Here is a 22,810-nt window from a genome sequence, read left to right as displayed (position 1 = left end):
CAGGGACTGGCAGGGGCAAGCCGTGCGGGAAGGCGTATTTGCCGGAATGGCTCCACGCAAAAAAAGGGACACCGCTGAGCGGTGCCCTCTTTTACCTACCGCAACTCAATATCTATTTACTCTCGTTCAGCCCGGCGCCGAATTCCTTGCGCACCGCTATCGGACGTGCCGCTCGCGCTGCCACTGCCGGTGCTCCAGCTGCTGCTCCATAGCGTTCGAGCAGCACCGGGACCATCGCGCCTTCGGCTTCCTTCACGAAAGTAAGCTTGTTTTCACCCAGCATATCGATCCGGATGAAGTCTCCCAGCTTGACCTGCCCGGTCGCCACCAGGTTCGCCAGCGGAAAGACAATGTTTTTCTCAATCGCCCGCTTCAGGTGGCGCGCTCCGTATTTCGGATCCGTGCCTTCCACCAGCAGAAACTCCTTAACCTTCGGAGTGCAATTGAAAACGAACTGGTTGACGCCCGCAGCCATCAGTACGCGCTGCTGGACCATTCCCAATTCAATTTCCAGGATCTGTTCGAGGTCGCTGGGTCGCAGCGTCTTGAACACGACCACCTTGTCGATACGGTTCATGAACTCGGGCGAGAACTTGCGCCGCGCCGCGTCCACGGCCGTGCGGTTGATTTTGTCGTCGAGCGTCGAATCCACTTGCACCGCTTTCGGTGCAAAGCCCAATCCGCCGTTTACCAGGTTGCCCATCTCGCTGGCGCCCAGGTTCGAGGTCATGATGATGATGCAATTCGACAAGTCGACGCGCCGGTTATCGCCCAGCGTGAGCGTGGCCTTGTCGAGAATGCCGAGCAGTAGCTGCCAGAGCGAGTCCGAAGCCTTCTCGATTTCGTCGAACAGGAGAATCGAGAGCTTCAGCTTGTCGGTGTGCCACTGGTTCAATGCTTCCTGCGTCAGCAGGGGATGCGTCTCGCGATGTCCCAGGTATCCCGGAGGCGAACCGATCAGCTTTGCAATCTCGTGCGAGTGCTGAAATTCAGCGCAGTCGATCTTGATGCAAGCGCGCGCATCGCCGAAGAGTGCTTCGGCCATTGCTTCGACCACCCGCGTCTTGCCGGAACCGGTCGGTCCCAGAAACAGCAGGTTGCCCACCGGACGTCCCGGCGCGTTCAGTCCGGCCAGGAACATCTGGTAAATTTCCGCCACTTTTTCGACCGCCTGATCCTGTCCGACGATCTTCCGCCGCAGGGTGCTGTCGAAGTCGCGCGCATCGTTGCTGCGACGAGTCGGGTCGAGGACGGTTGCGAGATTCGTTCTCATAGGGTCAAGACTCTTCTTTCTTTCTGGGAACTGGAAGCTTCCTGGTACGGTCGACATTCAGCACCTTTCACCGGAGGAGAAAGGCAGGTTGTATCCCGCCCCACCCTGCATACAGCAACCGGCTAGCCATCCTCAAAAATGGACCTATTCCGCTCTTCCTCAACGTTTTAGATGCAGCTAGCCCCGCCCGGGATAGGGCATCCCGATTTCCACTTCTCCCCGGGAAGGAAATTGTTTGCAGACTTCTGGAGAACTTCCCCCGCGCTCCCGTGCCCCTTTGTCTTACTTTTGCCGTTGTCCGTAAACCCAACACCTGCTTGGCCTGCGGTAACTGGCAGGCGCAGGTTACCCAGCCTACTCTAGTAACATCGTTATCAACCGGAGAAAAACATTGTCACGACTTTCGGCGCGAGTTCTTGTCGCTCTGGCGTTCCCCCTGATCCTGGCCGGCTTCCCTTCATCTGCTGACGCGGTGCAGAACCCCCACGCAGCGCACCTGATTTCCGTCAAGACTCAGGTCACCAAGCCCAAGGCTCCGGATGCGGTTCCGATCGTCGCGCCTCCCGGTTCGGCCGTCTACGAAGCCCACCGCGGAGACAGCATTCCTTCAGTTGCGCGACAGTACTTAAAGAAGACAAGTTTCTTGACGTCCAGCGAACTCGCCGACGCCATTCACCAGGCCAATCCAAACCGGCAAGGAACATTCCTTCATCCCGGGGAACAATTGATCGTGCCCGGCATTTTGGAATCGCCCATTGTAGAGAAAACTGTCGCGGTCCCCAAGGACTTTGAAGTGCGGGCTATTTACCTGACCGGAGTCATGGCCGGCAGCGATCACGGAATGCGCATCATTCGTCACTGGCGCGAAGTCGGTGGCAACGCGGTTGTGTTCGATATCAAGGACAGCGACGGCATCGTCAATATCGCCTTCGACCACCCCCTGGCCAGCGGCCAGAAACATTACATCCACGATCTGCCAAAGTTCACCCGTTTCCTGCATTCACAAAACATGCACGCCATTGCTCGGATCGCGATCTTCCGCGACGAGCACCTGGTCGCGACGCACCCGGAACTGGCGGTGAAGTCGCATCGCTCCGGACAGCCGTGGCGCGAGAACGGCAAGCTGGTCTGGACCGATCCTTCCAATCCCAAGGTGCAGGATTATGACATCGCGCTGGCGAAGTTCGTCGCGCAATCCGGCGTCGACGAAGTGCAGTTTGACTACGTACGTTTTCCCGCCGAAGGCGATCAGAAAGATGCCGGATTCACCTATCAGACCGATCATCCGAAATGGCAGCGCTCTGAAGTCATCGCCGACTTCCTGAAGCGCGCCTATGCCGAGATTCATCCCTCGGGTGCACTGTTCTCGCTCGATGTGTTCGGAATCATGGCGTGGCAGCGGCAGGTTGACCTGGCACATACCGGGCAAGACATCGTAGCCATGGCGAAGCACTGTGACGTGCTTTCTCCCATGATCTACCCCTCGCACTTCTTTGGCATGGACGGTATCGCCCGTCCCGGTGATGCTCCCGAGCATTTCATCGGCGAGTCCATGGACCGCTTCATGAAGATCACGAAAGACAGCGGCGTCGTGATTCGTCCCTGGCTGCAAGCCTTCGCGTGGCGCACCAAGACTTATTCGCCAAAATACATTGAAGTGCAGATCACGGCTGCCAAAGAAAAAGGCGGAGTAGGCTTCCTGTTCTGGAACGCCAACAATGACTACTCCAAGCCCTATACCGCGATGCCGGAGATGCGCGCATCAAAAGGCAAGTTCTTCCGCGGCGACGATGTCCCAGCGAAAGCCGAGGCTCCAGCGCCGACAGCCTCTGCTCCAGCAGCGCCAACTCCCACTCCAGTCATTCAGCCTGTTTCCAGCCCAGCGAAGATCTGGAGACACTAGGCAAGCGGAGCTTTAACCACAGGGAGCACGGGGTACAGACAGGAATCGAGGAACAATGCACCATCCTTGATTCCGGCTATGCCTGCGTCAGCAACCTTTATAAACTCCTATTTAGAGTAAGGCTCTCCTCCTCTCTCCTTCGAACACCCATCTTGCATGGCATTCGTGTAATAGAATGCGTCCGGGCCGAATCCTCGGTGCGCTACAGGTACTTAGCATCCACGGATCCTCATGGAAGACTTTGGCATCCTCATCGGGCTGGCTGTGCTTGGCGCGCTCATTGTTCTTCCCATCTGGATGATTGCAAGGATCCTGGGCCTTCGCCGCCAGCTTGAGGATGAGCAGCGTGGCAACACACTCCACTGGCAGAATCTCACCGCACGGCTCCACGTTCTTGAAACCGAAGTCAAGGAATTGAGGGGGTCGTCTACAGCGACAGCTCCAGCGGGTCAATACCGTGAAGGTCGATCCGATGTGCCCGCTAATACTCCGGTCGCGGAAATCTCGCAGGCGCATGACGCGACGCCGACGATTCCACCGGTCATGGCGGACATCGTCCCGGCGACCCCACCGGAAGTAGAGCCCCCGACAACTGTTCTGCCGCCGCCACCGGTGCGTCGCCCGCCGACTCCTTCAGCAGCGGAGACGTCTGTCGCCGCTCCGTCTCCGCCTTCGGAAGTTGCTCAGGCCCCTCAGCCAGCTTCACGAAGTGGACTTGATCTCGAAGAAATGCTTGGCACGAACTGGCTAAATAAGATCGGTATTGGCATCCTCGTGTTGGGCTTGGCATTTTTTCTCGCCTACCAGCTTCAAAATCTCGGGCCCGCCGGAAAGGTTCTCCTCGGGGTTGCGCTCAGCGGCGGCATGATCGCGATCGGAGTGCGTTACGAATCGAATCAGCGCTACCGCATACTCGCTCGCGCGAGCGCCGCTGGAGGTTGGTCTCTCCTTTATTTTGTCAGCTACGCGGTCTACCACGTCCCCGCCGCGCATGTGATTGAGTCCCGCGAGTTGGATTTCTTCCTGATGATCGCGGTCGCAGCCGCCATCGTTTGGTACAGCCTTCGCTACAAATCGCAAACCACGACCGCATTGGCGCTGGTTCTTTCCTATCTCACCGTCGGCATTCATCACGCGTCGTTTTACAGCCTCGCAGCCAGCATCATCCTGGCCATCACCATCGTTACCCTCGCCCTCCGGATGCAATGGTTCGCGCTCGAAATCTTCGGCATACTCGCCACCTACTTCAATCATTTCCTGTGGGTCTCGCCAGTGATTGAAAGCATGGGACCCGTCCGGGTTGAGTTTCCGGAATTTCGCCTCAGTATTCTTCTGCTCGTCTTCTATTGGCTGCTCTTCAGGCTTTCCTATATCTACCGAAAGATTGATAACACCGAGCAGGAGCGTCTTTCCACCGCCGCCGCCCTGCTCAACGGGTTCTGCCTGCTCGGCCTCTTTCGCTATCAGTCCGTACATCCTGAGTGGGCATTCTGGGCTCTACTTCTGCTCGGGGCCGTCGAACTGGGATTGGCTGCTTTGGCTGCGCGTCGCCGCCGGGTTGCCTTCATCGTGCTAGCGACCCTGGCTTCAGCCCTTCTGTTCGCGGCGATTCCATTTCACTACAGTGGTTTGGATCTATCCGTGCTGTGGCTGATCGCCGCCGAAGCCTTCCTGTTGGCAGGCGTGTTCACAAGCGAGGTTGTATTCCGCCGTGTGGGGATGGTCACCCTCCTGGTCGTCACAGGGCAAATGATATTCGGGACGGGCGCGACTTTACTGGAGTTGCGATTAGGCAATGTCCCAAGCACGCCACCTGATTACGCCACCGGTGTGCTCTTCGCCGTGGGTTCGTTCCTTTGTTATCTCAACGCGCACTGGGTCCGGACACGCTGGCCGGAACTATTCAAACTCGAGTTCGACGCCGCGATTGTCGAATCTTTCACTTATGTCGGAGGATTCCTCGCTCTCCTGGGAACATGGTTTGCATTTCCGGGGATGGCAACCGCTGTCGTCTGGGGGACTCTCGCTCTTCTGCTAGGCGTGGCCGGGAATAAATTTGTGCAGCAGTCGTTGGCGATTCAAGGGAACCTTGCCGCTCTCGCTGCGATCGGCCGCCTGATTACACTCAATCTCACTTCTGATCAGCAATGGCACGGCCTCAGCCTGCGATTGGTCACCGTCGGTATAACCGCCTTGCTGTTGTATGCTGCTGCACCTTTTGCACGCAGCGCTGATCAGGAAGATGGCGGACCCTGGTCGATGTTCACGGCAGCCTATACCTGGGCTGCTTCGATCTTGCTCGGGGCGTTGATCTGGTACGAAGTGGCTCCGGTTAACGTTGCAGTGGCATGGATGGTGCTCGGCCTCGTGCTCCTCGAAATCGGTATCGCCTGGCAAGCCGGTTTCTTGCGATGGCAGAGTTACACGGCACTCACCGCCGGCTTCCTGCAGGTCATGTGGGCCAATCTCGAAGCGATGGGCGGCGGACAGATCAGCCCGAACACCTCCCGAGTGCTACCTCTAGCACTCGCGTACTACTACGCGGATTGGCGCCTGGGCCGCGCAGGATCGAAGAGTGCGGAATCGAAACTAGCGGGCAAATTCTTCGCCTATCTGGGAACGGCCACGCTGGTCGCGCTGCTCTATTTTGAATTACCGGATTCGTGGATCGCGGCCGGATGGGCTGTACTGGCTCTGATCGCCATAGCCTGTGCATTTGCAATCCAGCGGCGCGACTACCTTCACCATTCTTACTTGGTGGCGTTTGCCGTCGCAATCCGGGTCGTCGGCTATAACTTCTTCCAATCCGATCCTGCCGGTACCTTGTTTGCACAGAGCCAGAAATTTTATGCCGGAACCGCAATCGCACTCTTGTTCGCCGGGTTACCATTTGCCTTCGCGCTGCGCCGAGCGAAGTTGTGGCACACCAGTACCTTCCCGCTGGACCGTCGGCCGGAGCAAGTATTCTTCTTTGTCCCCGTCAGCCTGCTGACCATCTTGATTGCGCTGGAATCGACGCGCGGCCAACTCACGGTCAACTGGGGTATCGAGGGCGTGACCGCCTTCCTGTTCGCCGTCTGGGTCGGAGAGCGCAGCTTCCGGCTTACAGGACTCGGCTTGCTCCTGGCATGCGCCGCCAAGATATTCCTGATCGACGTCTGGGGACTCGATCCGCAGTCTAAATACATCACACTGATTGCACTCGGCGCGGCATTGGTGCTGGTTTCGTACCTCTATACGAGGTACAAGGAGAAGTTCCGGCAGTATCTGTGACACGTTCCGCCACATACCTGGCCCTCTTTCCTTTCGTGACAAGTCTCAAAACCATCCTTCCCATCTGTCCATAGCTGGACTCTGATTTTTATCCCGACCGTGCAATTGACACTCCACGAATGCCGCGTTACTCTCGCCGCGGCACTGGAGAGCCACTTCTGACGCGTCGATTTCTGTCTGGCCTGTTCTTTGTCGTTCTTTCTGTCGGAGCGTACGCCTCCGACTCAGCTGCGGTTCCTGCTCCCGCCGCGCGTGCCAATGACAATCGCACTCCTGCCGGCGAACTGAAGAATGGCGTTTTAACTCTGCAACTCGAGATTGTCCCGTCTACCTGGTATCCCGAACAGGACGGAGGCAAGAGCTTCCCGGTGTACGCCTTCGCGGAAAAGGGAAAGCCGCCGCAGATCCCAGGGCCGCTGCTGCGCGTGTCTCAGGGCGGCATCGTGCGCGTCGAGATTCGCAATACGCTGGCGATGGCGATGTTCGTTCGCGGTTTTCAGACGCCGTTACCCGTTCCCATCGCCCCTGGAGGCACGGCCCACGTGGAGTTCTCGGCCTCCACTCCCGGCACGTTTTACTACACGGCGCGCAGTTGCAAGATGTCGATCCGCGACATCGGACTTCTCGATCTCGTGGCGGACTTGTCGATGGGTGAGAATCCATTTGAAGTGGAAAGCCAGCTCGAAGGCGCGTTCATCGTGGATCCTCCCGGAGCCTCGACCAACGACCGCATTTTCATGATCACGAACTGGATGTCGGGAGTGGTTGCGCCGCCGTTTCGTGAGGCTCTGGCCATCAACGGAAAATCTTGGCCTTACACCGAGCGCCTTACATATAGCAGCGGCGATTCGGCGCGCTGGCGTCTCATCAATGCCAGCGTCAGCGATCACGCCATGCATCTGCACGGATTCTATTTCGCAGTGAACAGCGTCGGAGACCAGGATCGCGATCAAATTTACGCGCCCGACCAGCTTTTTCATGCGGTCACGCAGCGCCTCGAACCGGGAACGACTTCATCGCTCACGTGGGTTCCCGAACGCGTTGGCCGATGGCTCTTTCACTGCCATATGACGGGCCACATGGCGCCGAACAGTGTTGTCCTCACGGGACAAATGGATTCCCATGCGCCTCATGAGATGCCCAGTGATTCGGCGGGCATGATGGGCCTGGTGCTCGGTGTCACCGTTACTCCCGGAAAGGATCGCACTGCCACGCCACCTCCGACACAGAAGGCGCGCCAGCTCAAGCTGTTCGTACGCGAAACTCCGGCAACTCCGCTCTCACTCGTGCGCATGGGGTACGTCCTGCAGGAGGGCGAACCCAAAGACGGAGCTACGAAAGAGAGCGATGCGCCGTTTTCCGTGCCCGGTCCGCCCATCGTGCTCACGCGTGGCGAGCCCACCGAGATCACCGTCGTGAACCAACTCAAGAATCAAACCGCCGTTCACTGGCACGGCATCGAACTCGAAAGTTACTACGACGGCGTGGCCGGATATGGCGGCAATTCGCCGCAAGTCACGCCCTCGATTCCCCCCGGAGGCACCTTCGTTGCGCGCATGACTCCTCCTCGCGCCGGGACCTTCATCTATCACACCCACTGGCACGACGTTGAGCAGCTCACGAACGGGCTCTATGGTCCGATCATCGTGGTCGAGCCGGGAGAGAAATTCGATCCTGAGACGGACAAGATTTTTGTCATTGGCCGCCAGGCTCCTGATGAGAGTCCATCGACAGTTCAGGTGATTAATGGCTCTGCGCAGCCTGCGGAAATGCAGTTTACTAGTGGCACGAAGTATCGCCTGCGGTTTATCAATATCGGGTCCAACGACGCCGACTTGTCGGTTTCGATCCTTGCCAATAATGGACAGCCCGTTACGTGGAGAGCTCTGGCAAAGGACGGTTGGAGCCTACCGGCCGCGCAAGCCACGGTTCGTCCCGCTATTCAACCCATCAGTGTCGGCGAAACCTACGACTTCGAATTTAAGCCCGAACGCCAGGAGGAATTAACCCTCCTGATCCGCGCGCGATTTTCGAAGATCACAGTCGCCCAATCCGTTCGAGTCAAGTGATACAAGCCGGCCGCGAGGCGTGTCTCGCTCAACCCCGCCGCGTCTTCTGATCTAGAAACGCCCGCAGCCGCGCGTACCCGCTACGGCTCACTGGAAGTTGGCTGCCATTCGTCAGGATGACGACGTGGTTGTCCTTGCTGTAGGGCTCGATCTTCGTCACTTTCTCGAGGTTCACAATGTATGACCGGTGAATGCGCAGAAAGCATTGCGGATCGAGTGCGGTTTCCAGGCTGGAGATCGTCTGCTGCTTGAGATGTTTCTTCCCCTCGGTACAAAGCGCAACGTAATCATCCTGTGCTTCGGCGTAGTCCAGCTTCGCTGCCGGAATCACATACACGCGCGTGCCGTCTTTCACCACCAGCCGTTCGAGGAATTGTTCCGCCGGACGCGCGCTGCTCGCCAATTCTGCAGGCGGGGGAAGTTTTCCGCCGAGCCGTTGTTTGACCCGTTGTAGCGTCGTCTCAAATCTTTCTGCCGCGAACGGTTTCAAAAGATAATCCACCGCATGAATTTCGAATGCCCGCAGAGCGTATTCGTCATAGGCCGTGACAAAGACCACGGCCCGGTCCGTGCCAATCAATTCCAGCACTTCAAATCCATCCAGCTTGGGCATTTGTATGTCGAGGAAGACCAGGTCGGGCTTCAATTCCGCGACTGCTTTTACGGCTTCGAATCCATTGGCGCATTCCGAGACAACTTCAATCTCGGGATGGGTCGCCAGGAACTCCAGCAGCACCTTCCGCGCGAGTTCCTCGTCGTCGACGATTACGGTCCGGATTTTCTGGTCGCTGTGATTCATAGGCTGCTCATACCCGGATGCCGGTTTGTTGCTCCGGCAACCGCAGTTTCACTGAAAATGTCGTGCCGGACGACCCGAAGACCACATTGGCATCGTCCCCATAGCGCGCATGCAGTCGTCGCCGAACGTTATCGAGTCCCAGTCCTGTTTTGAGTTTCGACGGCGTATCCGGATCAAAACTATTTTCTACTAATATCGAAACGAAACCCTCGCTGCGCTGGATATTCAGACTGATTACGCCGCCTTCGGGCAGATTTGCGACACCGTGCCGGATGGCATTTTCAACCAGCGGTTGCAGCAAAAGCGGAGGCAGCAATATTCCCAGCGTCTCGTCCTCAACGTGCTCTGCCATTTTCACCCGTGCTCCAAAGCGAACTTTCTCGATCGCCAGATAACCGCGGATGAGCGCCAGTTCTTCCTCGATCGTGATCGCTTCCTTCCCGCCCACGCGCAGCGTTGTGCGCAGAAAGTCAGCCAGCAGGATGCACATGTCCCGCGCCTTGCCTCCGTCCACGCTCGTCAGTGCACTGATCGAGTGCAGGCAATTGAACAGGAAATGCGGATTGACCTGAGCCCGCAGCGCTTTCAGTTCAGCATCTCGCGCGAGAACACGGGCCTCGAGTGCTCGCTCTTGGGCCTCTCGCGACGCTTGTTCCGCTAACAACACATAGTGAAAAGTCACCGACAGCACATACAGTAAAACGCCGGTCACCCACGTGAGGGGCAGATACCCCACAACGCGCTCATTCAATCCCGCGAAGATTGCCCAGTGTGCGAGTCCAGACGCCAACGCTCGTGCCAGCTGGACCCATACCGTACTGATCACGACGGCTGCGGTGAAATGCGTCAGCAGCAGCCTCAGAAAGCTTGACGACTCCACCGGCGTCGTCTTGCACGGATACCACGCCGCCAGGCAGAGAAACGCATACACAAAGCACAGCGGCACCGTGAGTGCCGCTGCCACCATCCAACTCTCTCCCGCCCGCACGAGCAGGTAGACCAGAATTCCTGCCAGCGGAACCCATGCGAGTAGATACAACCCGAGGCGGCGGAGATGGGAGAGTATGGGATGCATCCGGTCCCTTAGTTCCTCACTTCAACGCCACCCATAATCGCGATGCCCTTCACAACGAGCGTTTTGGTCGGGTTTACACCTTCTCGAGCCTTCAAGCTGTGTCCACCCATAAACGCGCCCACCTGCATCGAGACCGCCCAATTTTCCGGAATGCGCAACACGCCGCCACCCATGAAGGCGGTCACGTTCACGACCGCCCGATCGCCGGCGATGTCCGCATCCCGTAGATCGATATCAAACCCGCCCATGAACGCGACCAGGTCGCCGCCGCGAAAATCCTTGGAGCGAATGCGATATTCCCCGCCTCCCCAGATGGCCACCACATTCAAATGCCCCGACTGGACGCCGTCATCGCCCGTCTCCGGTTGCTGGAACGCCCGCCAAACCATCACCCCTCCAGCCGCAATGATGAGGACGGGCCAGAACTTCTCGATCCGCACATGAAAAAAGCCCAACTGGTTCAGTTCGATCAAAACGCCGGCCGTCATGAGCAAGATTCCCCACGGCCGCGAGCGTTCTGACTGAAATATGTTGATGAAGCCCACGAATATAAAGACGGTCGCCCAGAAATTGAACCAGTCGTGGATCAGCCCAATCTGACTGAGCAGGAGCAGCGCGCCGAAAACGATCAACGCTACGCCGCTGAGCACTGCCGAACTGATGCCATCATTCTTACAGCTCATGTCGGTCTCCTTCGTTCGCTGCCGGCTGGTAAGGTTCCGCCGGCATTGCAATCTGGTCGGCCATCACGAGAATTGCTCCTACCGCTACCAGCAACATGGAGGACAGGCTATGCGCCGCTGCCGGATAAAGGGAACTGGTCCGCACGAGGACCGTAAGTTTATCAAAGAGGAACGGGGCGCCTGCCACGACCATGATCCCTGCCAGCAACGTCGATTCCCATCGGTTCGGTTGATTTTTGCTTGTCATCGCTAACTCTCCTGCCTGAACTTCTTTGCTCTGGGGACAAGTTAGCCGTTCTCTGGCAGCCCGTCCTGCGGTTTTCGGCCAACGGAGGCCCCCTACCGGCGAATGACGGTTCCGGTCGGCTAGGACTGGTTCTCAGGGCCTCTCCGCTAAACCCCTTTTCCGTCAATCACTCAGAGGGCGTTGATCCTCTAAGAACTTACGTAACAGTTACTTATAGCCTATGCCGTCCTTCCGTCAGGCCACCCCTCCTACGGAATCGGGCCATGTACGTTCGCGTGGCCTCCGCCTAAGCTGATGTTGTTCCCCCAATGGGGCTGGAGACAAAAAAATGAAAGCACTTCTGGTAATCCTGGCACTGACGATGACCGCGGCGGCACAGAACTTCGTGGGATCGAGTTCTTCGCTCTCGTCCATGCCGGACGCGCCCAGCCAGCATCGTTTCTGGACCCTCGAGACCAAGATCAACACTGGTATCTTCGCCGGCCTGGTTGCCGCCGACGCCATCACTACCCAGCGCGGACTGGCCCAGGGCTACCGCGAAGCCAATCCGATCATGCGTCCCTTTGTTACCCGCGGGACCATCGGACAGGCTGCTGGATCGGCCCTCGGCTTCGGCGCTGGCCTCGGTACCGTCTATCTTCTGCACAAGACCAATCACCACAAAGCGGAACGCATCGCGATGCGCCTGATGATTGGAGTCCAGAGCGCAGTGGTTGCCAGCAACTCCTTTACGACTCGCTAGAAGCTGCGAGTTGAATTACCGCTCTACAGTTTGTGGATTGTGATGTTTCGAGTTATACAGGGGCTGCGGAGGAACAAAGCATCGTTTCCTCGCAGCCCGCAACTTTTTGTGCCCCACGAAGCTTCCCGCCGAGTCGCCGCACGCTATAATTTCAACAACGATTTTGTTCCGCCTCGTTGGCCTGGCGCCGACGAAAGCTGCACCGGATGTGTTGAAACCCCCGGCAGCTTCCGCGAATCTCTAATAACGTGATCGAAACCCGAAGGAGCCTTCATGGCCATTCAGAAGACCGACAAAATCTGGCACAACGGCAAGTTCATCCCCTGGGATGACGCCACTCTCCACGTGATGTCGCACGTGGTCAATTATGGCTCCTCGGTATTTGAAGGCGTTCGATGCTACGCGCTGCCTACTGGCCCTGCCATCTTCCGCGCCCAGGAGCATGTCCAGCGTCTACTGGATTCGGCGCGCATCTATCGCATCGACGTGGACTTCACTCGTGAAGATATCCTCGCCGGACTTGTCGACCTCATCAAGAACAACGGAGTGTGGCCGTGCTACATCCGCCCCATCGTTCTCCGCGGATACGGCGAAGCGGGAGTGAATCCTTTCAACTCGCCCACCGAGGTCTACATCTGCAATTATCCTTGGGGAAAATATCTTGGAACCGATGCTTCCGAGGGCGTCGATGTTTGTATCTCTTCGTGGACGCGCATCGCTCCCAACACGCTGCCTGCTATGGCGAAAGCGGGCGCGAACTACATGAACTCGCAGCTCATCAAGATGGAAGCCATCATCAACGGCTATGCTGAAGGAATCGCCCTCGATGTGAACGGCTACGTGAGCGAAGGTTCCGGTGAAAACCTGTTCGTTGTCCGTAATGGAATCCTGCTGACCGCGCCGCTCGGAAACTCCGTGCTACCCGGTATCACCCGCGACTCGGTTCTGCAGATTGCGCGCGATCTCGGCATCAAGATTGCCGAACAGCAGATACCTCGCGAATCTCTCTACATTGCCGACGAGGTCTTCTTCACAGGGACCGCTGCTGAAATCACTCCCATTCGCTCGGTCGATAAAATCAGCGTGGGACAGGGTGTGATCGGTCCGATCACCAAGTCGATCCAACAGGAGTTTTATGGCATCGTTCGTGGTGAGAAAGCCGACCGCCACAACTGGTTGACCCCGGTCCCGGTAGGATCCAAGCAGCCAGTCGGAGTCTAAAAGAAGGCTCGCGAGCCACCGCCTGGTGGTCGCGAGCCTTGTCCTTACGAAGCGATGCTCTCCATCGCCGCGTGGCCGGTCTTCGGATACATCTCACCGATCATCTGCTCGTCGAGTTTCGAAAGATGAGTATTGAGCGGAGTGCCCTTGCCATCCGTGAACAGCGACCCGTCGAACTGGTACAGCATGATCGACTTCTTGTCGAAGCGCGTCGCGCTGATTCCGTTCGGCGAATACTTCTGGAGAATATTCTGATCAATGTCGTCCTTGGTCCAGTAGTTGGGAGGCCCCGAGAACGCCGCATACACGGCATTCACATCCCACTTCAAGTGTTCGTTCGGTTGCTGGTGTTCGTGGATGCACCCGAGCGCATGCCCGAATTCATGCACGACAACGCGTTCGTATTCCTTATCATCGGTCTCGTCCGTCAGCCAGCCGAAGTTCATGGTGGGCTGATATTTCGGAAAGTAGTCGGTAACGAGGCAGTCCGTCCCGACGGCCGACCATGATCCCGAGTCTGCCTGAAACGAAATACGGATTTCCGAATCCGGATCGTCGCCGAAATTGAGTTGAACGTTCGCATAGTCTTCCCACTTGCGAGCATTGTCCTGTACTTTCTGACGCTGCACATCGTCTCCATCGAGAAACTTGCAGCGTAGAGTATGGCCATTGTCCCACTGCTTCTGGACAATAATGGCCATCCTCGCCACGGTGATGGGATGGTTCGCATCCAGTTCTCCCAGATTTTCCACCTTGGCCACCTGCTGGCCAAAACTGGCCCGCGGAGAAGCTTCCCTGGATTTGACCCCGGTCTTTGCTTGTAAAACGGCTGCGTAACGTGAGACTGCGGCCCGCTGCGCCATCGAACGCGCAGGCGCGTAGCCCTCGGGAATGACCCGATCGAAGCAGATACGACGTACTTTCTCTTTTCCTGAATTGTCAGCCATGTTGCCTCCAAAAAGACGAAGAGACATTTGGAGCCCGGACTTGCTGGTCGGGAAGTGGCGGCGCGAAAGGGAAGGTCGTGCGCCTGGGGAACTTCCAACTTCTACTCCCTGCCAAAAGCGGTGTCAAGCATCTTGCAAGGGAGTCTGTTGAAAACCGCATTTCCGTTCGCAACTCACTCCATGAAAAGCCTTTGTCGCGGGGATACAAAATTCACCCCATAGGGATGCCGCGGGAATTGCTCCCCGAAGCGAACCATGCAAAAGTCTCGCCATTACGAGCGGCACCGCCGCCCAGGAGAAGAAAGATGACGAAACAATATTTCAAATGGATGAGTTTTTGCTGGGCCACTCTCGTGGTTTTGTCGATTTCGCAGTTGGTCTCGGCGCAAGTCCGGGTTGAAGGCAACGCGCCCGATTTGCCGCTTGCGAAAGTCGACGCAATCTACGAGACCGCCTTTCGAGTTGTTGCCCAGGAGTTCCATCTTCCCGATGGTTCCAGGGATCGCGTACCGGTCACCTTGGTTCTCGGTGATCGCGACGAAGGAGTAACCGGAGATGAAGTTCAAAAAATCTACACCATCTACATGCAGCGCTGGGATGAAGTCAGGTTCGCCCTGGCAACGAGCCGGATTGCCGTCCAGCATCTCGTGTCCGACGAGCGCAAAAATAGAATGGTCGAGGACATTCTCCGTCGCGCGAATCGGATTGCCCCGGTTTCCGCGCACCTCATGCGATAGAACCGGGTGACTTTGCTGCAGGATCAAAGCCGAAGGAAGCCATCGGTCAATCTCCCGGAAAAAACTACGGCAAGTCCTCTGAAGTGGGCGACCAGCAAGGAATCCGGCTTGACATTCGGATAGGAAACCGACAAACTTTCGAGCAATCTGTCGTTCTTCCCGTCAAAAGCAATTCAATTTCAGACTCAAGAAGTTCTTGGAGGTTTCCATGAAGCGAGCATGGCGTTTTCTCATGTTGGGCCTAACGCTGACAACGGCAGCGCTAGCGCAAGTGCCGGATCAGTCTACCCAGGATGTGCCCCTCACCGGCCTGGTCGATGCTCTTCTGGGAGTGAATGTGCGTCCGTCTCTTACGGCCAACTGCCCTCCGCCGGTGGTGGGGTTGCACTGCGTTTACTATGCGGGCGATTTCAATCCCAAACCGGCCAAAGAGCCCAATGGATTGTTGAACGGGATTTTCATCGACGGCTCCAATATCGTCGATGGCCAGGTATGGGTTCCGTTCCCGATCAAGAAAAAAATCGTTGTGCACGGTGTGCTCATTAACGAATTGTTTACGAGTCCTCCTCCGGCCAACCCGCCCGCCCATTGGGAAATTCGTCAGGGCATCACGACCGGCAATGGCGGCACGGTGCTGTGCGGAGGGGACGAGACGGCAACGTTAAACGGGCCGACTGGCCGGACGTTCCTCGTCGGTGTCACGACCTACGTCGAATATAACTACGTGATTCTGATCGCGGACCCGAACAACTACTGCACGCTGACGATTCCCCCCGTGGGGCCGGAGGACCAGATTCTTCCTCCGGGCGGACACGGCCAGTGTCCTCCGAACTGCTATGTATCCGGTGGAACCAACACTTCCGGTGCCGCGGCGGCGGACGCGCCACTGACCACGAACATCGGGTATTTGTCGGACGCTCCCATTACCGCGCAGCATCATCGCGGGTTGCCGAACATTCCCGACAATTCATTCTTTAAGTCGACGTTTTATGGAGTGAATTTTGTACCCGCCACGACAGTATGTGCCGCCGGTCCACCGGAAGCTCTTTCGACGGTAGGTTGCCACACCTTCTCGATTGGCATCATCGGGACGGGAAGGTAAGCGTGGCAGGAGCAGATTGCTGGGGAGAGTATGCGTGAATCGAGCTTTACTGCAAGGCTGCAAGCTCAGCTTTTGCTGATCGGAGCGTGGGGTGATCAGAATCCGCGTCACTCCACAGGGAAAGGAAGCGCCCGAAGGAACTGCGCGCATTGGCGCTATCGCCCGCGCCGGCGTAGGCGCGTCCGATCTGAAGATGGGCCAAAGCAGCCAAGGGAGAGTTCCAGACGATACCGCGGTGGGACAAAATCTTCTGGAACTCAACTGTGGCCTCGTTCCACTTATGCAAGGTGAGATACGCCTGACCTCGCAAATAGACGGGATACATGGTTGCTCCGGCCGTAAAGGGAGGCTTGCCTCCTCCGAGTTCGTAGGGAGTCACTGATTGCAGGTGAGCAATCGCAGAAGCGCCGTCGTGCCGATCGATTGCAACCGCGGCCCGGATTGTGGGCAGCCAGTACTCGGTCAACAGAGTATTTGTCGGGTAGTTCTTGTGCAGTGCTTCAAGCAGTGCTTGCGCGCGGCCTACATCGCCGGCGCGGGCAATCGCGAGTGCGGCGGCAAGCTGTTTGTCCCTCGCTGAGGTCAGGGTGAGAGCTAGTTCAGCCTTCTTCGCCGCCGGGCCGCGGTTGCCTAACTCAGACTCTCGCAGCGCCTCACTGACCAACCAGCCGGCTGCCGCTTCCTTGTCGTTCGCGCGCAGCGCGGCCGCCAACGCTCGACCCGAAAAGTCGCTCGCTCTCCGAAGCCGTCCGTGGAAAGCTTCGGTGTCAGCCTGGCTTGCCAGGAGCAAGTCTTCACTTCCGGCGTCAACGGCTGCCGAAACACACCGCTCCATCTCCTTCTCGTCATTCTGCAGAAATGCCAGCTGGTAGTAGTTGATCAGCAAGGGGTCGGACAGCTTCCGCGTGCGCGCCTGTTCCAGGATCGTTTTTGCCTCCTGCAAACGATCCAGGTTTACGTAGTCAGAAAACAGGTTGGAAATCAGGAGCGAAGTATTGGGCGCCAACTTCACGGCCTCAAGATCTTCGGCCCATGCTTTTTCAATCCACCCGAGATTTGCGTAGCCGGCGCCAATATTGACGCGCGGAGCCAGATCGCGAGGGTAAATCTGTCGCCACTGCTCGTTTACCTGGATCGCTTTCTCTTGCTCTCCCGTAACGTTGAGAAAGTATGCCGAGTCGATGGAGAATCGCTCCCGCTCGCTTACCCGGTCTCGGAGGTGGTAAGCCTTTGCGATGAACTCCGCGGATAACGCGGCTTGTCCAAGATTCGCATGCACAATTCCCAGTCCCACGTTCGCTACGGCGAAATTCGGATCGATCGCGATGACCCGCTGGAACAGCGGCAGGGCTGCCGCATCCCCTTTGGATCTCCAGGTCCTCATGGCGACGCCGTATGCTTCGAGTGCTTCGAGCGATGCCGTTCCCTCGAAGAGCGGTGTGTCGTGCTTCTGAATTGACGCCAATGATTCACCGAGCTTGCCTCGAACTGATCTCGCTGCCTCATGCAGTTTGGCCAACACGTGCTCGCGGCGGTCGGCTTCCTGCTGTTCCACGTGCAGGGCATTGCCGTCATCACAGGCGACGGCCTTCAAAGTAATCGCGTAGTGTGTCCCGAGTCCGGTGATCGAACCGAGCAGCATCGCTTTGCTGTTGGCTCGCTGACAAACTTCGCGAGCCACGTCCGGAGTTAGCGGAGTCTCAACCGGACGTTCCATGAATCGCAATTGCTGGCGGACGGAACTGTCGGACAGGATATTCAGGAAAGGCGACTGGCTCAGGTCGGCCAGCAGACCTTCTTTCAGGGCGTCGTCAAAGACGCTGTCGCCGGTCTTGTTAACAAAGTCGGCCACCAGGATGGTGTCGCGATCGGTAAGCGTGTGTGCCGAAGCCCGCCCAAAGACTGCATTTCGGAACGCCGGAATCGCCAGCAGCAACAATCCTGCGCCAACGATCCCCAACGTGATCGCCAGATACCTGTGACGCGGGGTTACGACTGCAAACGTTTCGGGTTTTGTTTCCTGGGGTGAAATTTTAACGGTTGCGGTCGCCGCCGGTTCCTCCAGCTCTGGCTCAATTGATTCCTTTTCGACTGGAGCAATCAGTCGATACCCCCGCCGTGGCAACGTTTCGATGTAGGTGGGCTTGTCGGCCGAGTCCCCCAGGGCATCGCGCAGTTTATTGACCGCCTTGTTCAGGCTGTGGTCGAAGTCGACAAAGGTGTCCGACGGCCACAGTCGGCGCACGAGTTCCTCACGTGTGACCAGTTCGCCGGGGTTTTCCAGCAAGGCGAGAAGGACTTGCAGCAGTTGGACGGTGAGCTGGGCCTTACCACCGTCGCGGGTCAGTTCTCCCGTGCTGGTGTGCAGTTCAAACGCCCCAATGCGGATCACCCGGGAACTGGGGGTCGGCTTCGGCATAGGCCCCCTCCCTGGAAGATTGTGGATGAGTCTACCATCTCGCGGCGCGCCTGCGCTCAGCCACTAACTCACACCGGAATAACAAGTTCCGCTGGGGACTGAGAAGTCACCTCACGGGGATGCCACGGGCATTGTCCTTCTGACGCGACTGACGGAAAGTGCACCCATCGCAAGCAGCTTTTGTGCGGCGGCGGTGCAAGACGGGAAGCTGTCGCCGCACACGAAGCGTTCGCGAAATTATTCAGGAGAACAATCCAATGACATCCGCGATTTCAGCCGTAGGGAAGCCAAAACAAACGTTCAACCGTAACCTGCTCGCCGTCGCGGTGCTGGCGAGCCTCATTCTATTGACCTTTCCGGGAAAGACCTTTGCCAGTGACACCGAGCAGTCGGCCGGTGCCTGGGGAACAACCTCTTGCCCGGGCGGCGCCAACCTTGCTGCTCCCACGCCCATCACAGTCGCTCCTTTTCTTACCCTTTCCAACGCCGAATTCACCAGCGCCGGGGCGTCACTACGAAACCGCGGCGGCAGTGCCATCCAAATCAGCGGCATCGTGCCGCCGGTTAGTGCCGCCTTTCTGTATTGGGCGGTGATCACGAACGGCGCACCGCCCGCCGCGGTGCAAAGCCTGAGGATCAAGCGGCTGGCACCCGCGCCCGCATCGGGCAACGTGAGGGTTGTTGGCACTCAGGTTGGAACCGGGCCCGCACCCTGCTGGCCGGGAACGCAAGTGACCGTGTATCGAGGCATGATTCCCGCTGCGGTCGCGACGGGCAACGGCCTCTATCAGGTAACCCTTCTGGCCGGAGCAGGCGGCCGAACCGACGGAGCGGATCCATTTGATCTTCCGATCGTGAATCCACTTTGGGAGGGTGCCTCCATCGTCATGGTCGGCGCTGGCACCGGACTGGTCTCGATCTACGATCGCGGCGGCCTTGCCGGCAATACGTTCGTTCCATCTGTTCCGTTTAACTACACGCTCGCACTGCCCGTGATGGCGACCCGCTTTACCTACATGGACAACATTGGCGCGGACGGTCAACACGACCAGAGTCGCAGTCGCACGGCTGTCCGGGAAGAGTCCAACGAGACCACCAACGTGAACGGGCTTGCCATCGCAGGCATCGGTGCCGAGTACGTCGACAGCGACTGGAACGGTAGCTCGGGCCTGCCCGTGCCCGGTCTGTGGGACGACACCGGACACGACATCACAACAGCCGCCCTGGGTGCCGGCGCGCTGAACATCACCATTTTCAACTCCGGACCGACCGCGACCGATTGCCTGGTCACGGTTGCCAACGTGGTCCGGCAATAGTTCCCCGGCTTCAGAGCAATTCGGGAGCAACCACTGGAACGCAATGTATTCGCGCAGGGTCGCTGCTGCCAGCGCATCGACCAAAACCATCACCTCAAAACCCAATACTCAAGGAGAAACAGTCATGAAAAACCTACTCACCCTGATCGCGGTTCTGGTAGTCCTCAGCTCCGCTGCCTTCGCGCAATACGAAACCGACCATTTCAAGTGCTATCTGCCAACCGCGACGAGCGCTATTCCCGTGCAACCCGTCGTCCTGGTCGATCAGTTCGGTACCAGCGCCGCAAAAGTGGGGAACATCTGGCGCTTTTGCAATCCCACCGTTAAGGATCACAACGGGATAATTACTCCCATCACCAATCCGGATGCGCATTTGGCCCTTCACAAAGCCGCCGGACAACCAATCGTGACCCGCGAAGTGCAAATCGAAAATCAATTCGGCGCGCAGACAATCGTGACCGGGCAGGCACGCTTTCTCGCTGTTCCAACTCAGAAGGAACCACACGGACCGGCATTCAATCTGGATCACTTCAATTGCTACGTGGTCACGAATGGCAATCCGATAAACACGAAAGTCGGTCTCACCGATCAATGGTTCAACTCGGCGCACAAGGTGGGCAAACCGTTCCTGTTCTGCAATCCTGTGCAAAAGACGCACAACGGAATCGTGACCCCGATCACTCACCCCAAGGATCACCTGACTTGTTACAAGATGACGGTTCGTCCATTCGACAAGACGGTGCAGCTGCACAACCAGTTCGGCGATCCGCTGTTCCGCAGCAAGCAAGCCGACATGCTGTGCGTGCCCACCACGAAGTTACAGTGGAAGGTAATCCCCTGATGAAATAGCCACCTGGCAGATCCCAGGCCTCGTGTTGGTCGAGACCTGGGAAGTCTGCTCCCGCTCGTTTGCTCTCCATCATCCCCGTGGACTAGAGTAATTAGCGCCTCTCCAGAGGCGTCCCTGTCCACGCTTCTGCAACCTGCTTCAAGAAGGAGAAACTCCGATGGCTACCACTCCTGAATTTGCTCTGGCTTTTCGAGACGCCATGCTCGACGGCTTCACCAACGAAGTAGAAACAACCAAGAAGGTCTTCTCGCGCATTCCCGACGACAAGCGCGACTATCGACCCGATCCGCACGCGCGCACTGCCTGGGAATTGGCCTGGCACATCGCGAACACCGACATTCAGTTCCTCGACGGAATCGCCGACATGAAATTTGCGATGGCGAGTCCAGCCGAAGCCGACAAACCCAAGAATGTGGCTGAACTGGTGGCGTGGTACGACCAGAATTACAAGCGCGCTGCCGGACGCGTCCGTGCACTGACGGGCGAACAGCTGGCGACTCCGGTCGATTTCATGGGTGCATTCAATTTTCCAGCCGCGATGTATCTCGGATTCCTCAACAACCACAGCATCCACCATCGCGGCGAACTCGCGACTTACCTGCGTCCGATGGGAGCGAAATGCCCGTCTATTTACGGAGGCAGTTACGACGAGCCCTTCCAGCCTGCCAGCGCCGAGACTGCGGCCTGATTGATCCCTTGTGCGAGATGTGCAGAGCCGCCCAATTGGGCGGCTTTTTTAGTGGCCTGACGCCAGGAGTTCTCTATGGCCCTGCCGGGCACTGCCAAGTGTCTGATACTAAAGGGCCTTGCAACGCCTCGGAAGTCCCATTACCTCCGTCATCTCGTACCCGCCCCCGCTTCGCGCCATCATAGGGGAGTTGCCGGAGTCTTGCCCGAATGAATATTGATGACCTGTTGCGCATTGCTATGGAGCGTCGTGCATCCGACTTGCATTTGAAGGTCGGGAACTATCCCCATCTGCGCATCGATGGCGAACTGACTCCGCTCACCGACCAGTCGCGTGTCTCCGCCGAAGACATGCTGAACATGGCGTTCAGCATGATGTCCGCGCGCCAGAAACAGAAGTTTAAAGAGACCACCGAAATCGATATGGCGTACGGCGTCGCTGGCTTGGGACGATTCCGTGTCAACGTCTTTCAGCAACGCGGCAACGTCGGACTGGTGCTTCGCGTCATTCCGACCAAGATCCGCGCACTTGACGAACTGTTTCTGCCCAAAGTGGTGGAACAGATTTGCGACATGCCTCGCGGCCTGGTGCTGGTCACCGGCGTCACGGGTTCCGGCAAATCGACCACTCTCGCTGCGATGGTCGACCGCATCAATTCGACTCGCGCCGAACACATCATCACGATCGAAGACCCAATCGAATTTCTGCACCGCGATAAAAAGGGATACGTCAACCAGCGCGAGATCGAAGTAGACACGCCTTCGTTTGGTGCCGCGTTACGCGCCAGTTTGCGTCAGGATCCGGACGTGATCCTGGTCGGCGAAATGCGCGATCTGGAAACGATCGGAACCGCGTTGCATGCGGCAGAAACCGGCCACATGGTTTTCTCCACGTTGCACACCCTGGACGCGGTCGAAAGCATCAACCGTATCATCGCGATCTTTCCGCCGCCGGAACAGAAGCAGATCCGGCTGCAACTCGCAGCGGTCTTGCGAGCGATCGTCAGCCAGCGCCTGGTGCGCCGTTCGGACGCCGAAGGCCGCGTGCCTGCGGTCGAAGTCTGCGTCACTACGGCTTACATTCGCGAATGTATTCTTGTGCCCGAAAAGACGCGCGCCATCCGCGACGCGATCTCTTCCGGTACATCGCAATACGGCATGCAGACGTTCGATCAGTCCCTCTGGGATCTGTTCCAGGCAGGATTGGTCGGCTATGAGACGGCTCTCGAGAACGCCTCCAACGCCGACGAATTCAAACTCCGTATGCAGGGCATTGCATCGACATCGGACTTGTCGCGGCAATCCATGCAGTCGGCCGGGTTCGGACGATAGATCACGGATTGGAATCGGTATCTGGGACGCGCGAAAGCGCGCCCCTTTCTATCGCCTAAAGCCGGCGCCTGCCCCAGTCAGAAGTGGTCCTTCCCATCGTGGCTACCCACGGGCGTGGAACTAACACCCCTCCAG

The 22,810-nt window shown here is 57.8% G+C and carries 18 protein-coding genes; 11 read left to right on the top strand and 7 right to left on the bottom strand.

Annotation, left to right across the window (positions count from 1 at the left end; translation table 11 throughout):
• Positions 1–112 precede the first annotated feature (112 nt).
• Positions 113–1,273, bottom strand: coding sequence for an ATP-dependent Clp protease ATP-binding subunit (locus HY010_19865; protein ID MBI3477997.1), 1,161 nt, complete (start codon positions 1,271–1,273; stop codon positions 113–115).
• Positions 1,274–1,664: 391 nt separating this feature from the next.
• Here HY010_19865 and HY010_19860 point away from each other — a divergent pair, with 391 nt between their 5' ends.
• The 3 genes from HY010_19860 (at position 1,665) to HY010_19850 (ending at position 8,518) form a co-directional block, all read left to right on the top strand.
• Entirely contained in the window at positions 1,665–3,176 is a 1,512-nt protein-coding gene (locus HY010_19860) for a hypothetical protein (protein MBI3477996.1), read from the top strand.
• A gap of 231 nt (positions 3,177–3,407) precedes the next feature.
• The gene (locus tag HY010_19855) at positions 3,408–6,449 is read left to right on the top strand and encodes a DUF2339 domain-containing protein (GenBank protein ID MBI3477995.1); all 3,042 of its coding nucleotides are present in this window, start codon (positions 3,408–3,410) and stop codon (positions 6,447–6,449) included.
• Between the two features lie 119 nt (positions 6,450–6,568).
• Positions 6,569–8,518, top strand: coding sequence for a multicopper oxidase domain-containing protein (locus HY010_19850; GenBank protein ID MBI3477994.1), 1,950 nt, complete (start codon positions 6,569–6,571; stop codon positions 8,516–8,518).
• Positions 8,519–8,546: 28 nt separating this feature from the next.
• Here the strand turns inward: HY010_19850 and HY010_19845 are convergent, their stop codons facing one another.
• From HY010_19845 to HY010_19830, 4 genes are read right to left on the bottom strand one after another with little or no spacing between them, the layout of a single operon-like run.
• Positions 8,547–9,296, bottom strand: coding sequence for a LytTR family transcriptional regulator DNA-binding domain-containing protein (locus HY010_19845; GenBank protein ID MBI3477993.1), 750 nt, complete (start codon positions 9,294–9,296; stop codon positions 8,547–8,549).
• Positions 9,297–9,324: 28 nt separating this feature from the next.
• The gene (locus tag HY010_19840) at positions 9,325–10,392 is read right to left on the bottom strand and encodes a histidine kinase (protein MBI3477992.1); all 1,068 of its coding nucleotides are present in this window, start codon (positions 10,390–10,392) and stop codon (positions 9,325–9,327) included.
• Between the two features lie 8 nt (positions 10,393–10,400).
• Complete coding sequence (locus tag HY010_19835; protein ID MBI3477991.1) at positions 10,401–11,075, bottom strand: hypothetical protein; 675 nt, start codon at positions 11,073–11,075, stop codon at positions 10,401–10,403.
• The gene (locus HY010_19830; GenBank protein ID MBI3477990.1) at positions 11,065–11,322 is read right to left on the bottom strand and encodes a hypothetical protein; all 258 of its coding nucleotides are present in this window, start codon (positions 11,320–11,322) and stop codon (positions 11,065–11,067) included. Before HY010_19830 ends, HY010_19835 begins: the two co-directional genes overlap by 11 nt.
• 328 nt (positions 11,323–11,650) lie before the next feature.
• On the opposite strand from HY010_19830, the gene HY010_19825 reads away from it, so the two are divergent.
• Together HY010_19825 and HY010_19820 are read left to right on the top strand one after the other, a co-directional pair.
• On the top strand, positions 11,651–12,064 hold the full coding sequence (locus HY010_19825; protein ID MBI3477989.1) for a hypothetical protein: 414 nt from the start codon (positions 11,651–11,653) through the stop codon (positions 12,062–12,064).
• 273 nt (positions 12,065–12,337) lie between these two features.
• Positions 12,338–13,285 carry a branched-chain amino acid transaminase gene (locus HY010_19820; protein ID MBI3477988.1) on the top strand — a complete coding sequence of 316 codons (948 nt, stop codon included), beginning with the start codon at positions 12,338–12,340 and terminating at the stop codon, positions 13,283–13,285.
• A gap of 44 nt (positions 13,286–13,329) precedes the next feature.
• On the opposite strand, the gene HY010_19815 is transcribed toward HY010_19820, so the two are convergent.
• Positions 13,330–14,232 carry a hypothetical protein gene (locus HY010_19815; protein MBI3477987.1) on the bottom strand — a complete coding sequence of 301 codons (903 nt, stop codon included), beginning with the start codon at positions 14,230–14,232 and terminating at the stop codon, positions 13,330–13,332.
• 305 nt (positions 14,233–14,537) lie between these two features.
• Between HY010_19815 and HY010_19810 the strand changes: the two genes are divergently transcribed.
• Both HY010_19810 and HY010_19805 read left to right on the top strand, forming a co-directional pair.
• A complete protein-coding gene (locus HY010_19810) occupies positions 14,538–14,969 on the top strand; it encodes a hypothetical protein (GenBank protein MBI3477986.1) in 432 nt (143 codons plus the stop codon).
• A gap of 208 nt (positions 14,970–15,177) precedes the next feature.
• Complete coding sequence (locus tag HY010_19805) at positions 15,178–16,071, top strand: hypothetical protein (GenBank protein MBI3477985.1); 894 nt, start codon at positions 15,178–15,180, stop codon at positions 16,069–16,071.
• A 46-nt stretch (positions 16,072–16,117) separates the two neighbouring features.
• Here HY010_19805 and HY010_19800 read toward each other — a convergent pair whose 3' ends face one another.
• Positions 16,118–18,490, bottom strand: coding sequence for a winged helix-turn-helix domain-containing protein (locus HY010_19800; GenBank protein ID MBI3477984.1), 2,373 nt, complete (start codon positions 18,488–18,490; stop codon positions 16,118–16,120).
• Positions 18,491–18,747: 257 nt separating this feature from the next.
• On the opposite strand from HY010_19800, the gene HY010_19795 reads away from it, so the two are divergent.
• The 4 genes from HY010_19795 to HY010_19780 all read left to right on the top strand — a co-directional run bounded on the left by HY010_19795 (position 18,748) and on the right by HY010_19780 (position 22,675).
• Complete coding sequence (locus HY010_19795) at positions 18,748–19,806, top strand: hypothetical protein (protein ID MBI3477983.1); 1,059 nt, start codon at positions 18,748–18,750, stop codon at positions 19,804–19,806.
• Between the two features lie 124 nt (positions 19,807–19,930).
• On the top strand, positions 19,931–20,647 hold the full coding sequence (locus HY010_19790) for a hypothetical protein (protein MBI3477982.1): 717 nt from the start codon (positions 19,931–19,933) through the stop codon (positions 20,645–20,647).
• Positions 20,648–20,813: 166 nt separating this feature from the next.
• Positions 20,814–21,344: a DinB family protein gene (locus HY010_19785; GenBank protein ID MBI3477981.1), complete on the top strand. Its 531-nt coding sequence runs from the start codon at positions 20,814–20,816 to the stop codon at positions 21,342–21,344.
• Between the two features lie 209 nt (positions 21,345–21,553).
• Positions 21,554–22,675: a type IV pilus twitching motility protein PilT gene (locus HY010_19780; GenBank protein MBI3477980.1), complete on the top strand. Its 1,122-nt coding sequence runs from the start codon at positions 21,554–21,556 to the stop codon at positions 22,673–22,675.
• The last annotated feature ends 135 nt before the right edge of the window (positions 22,676–22,810 follow it).

The sequence above is a fragment of the Acidobacteriota bacterium genome, from assembly GCA_016196065.1.
Classification (GTDB): domain Bacteria; phylum Acidobacteriota; class Terriglobia; order Terriglobales; family Acidobacteriaceae; genus Acidiflorens.
This window is presented reverse-complemented; position numbering and strand designations above follow the sequence as displayed.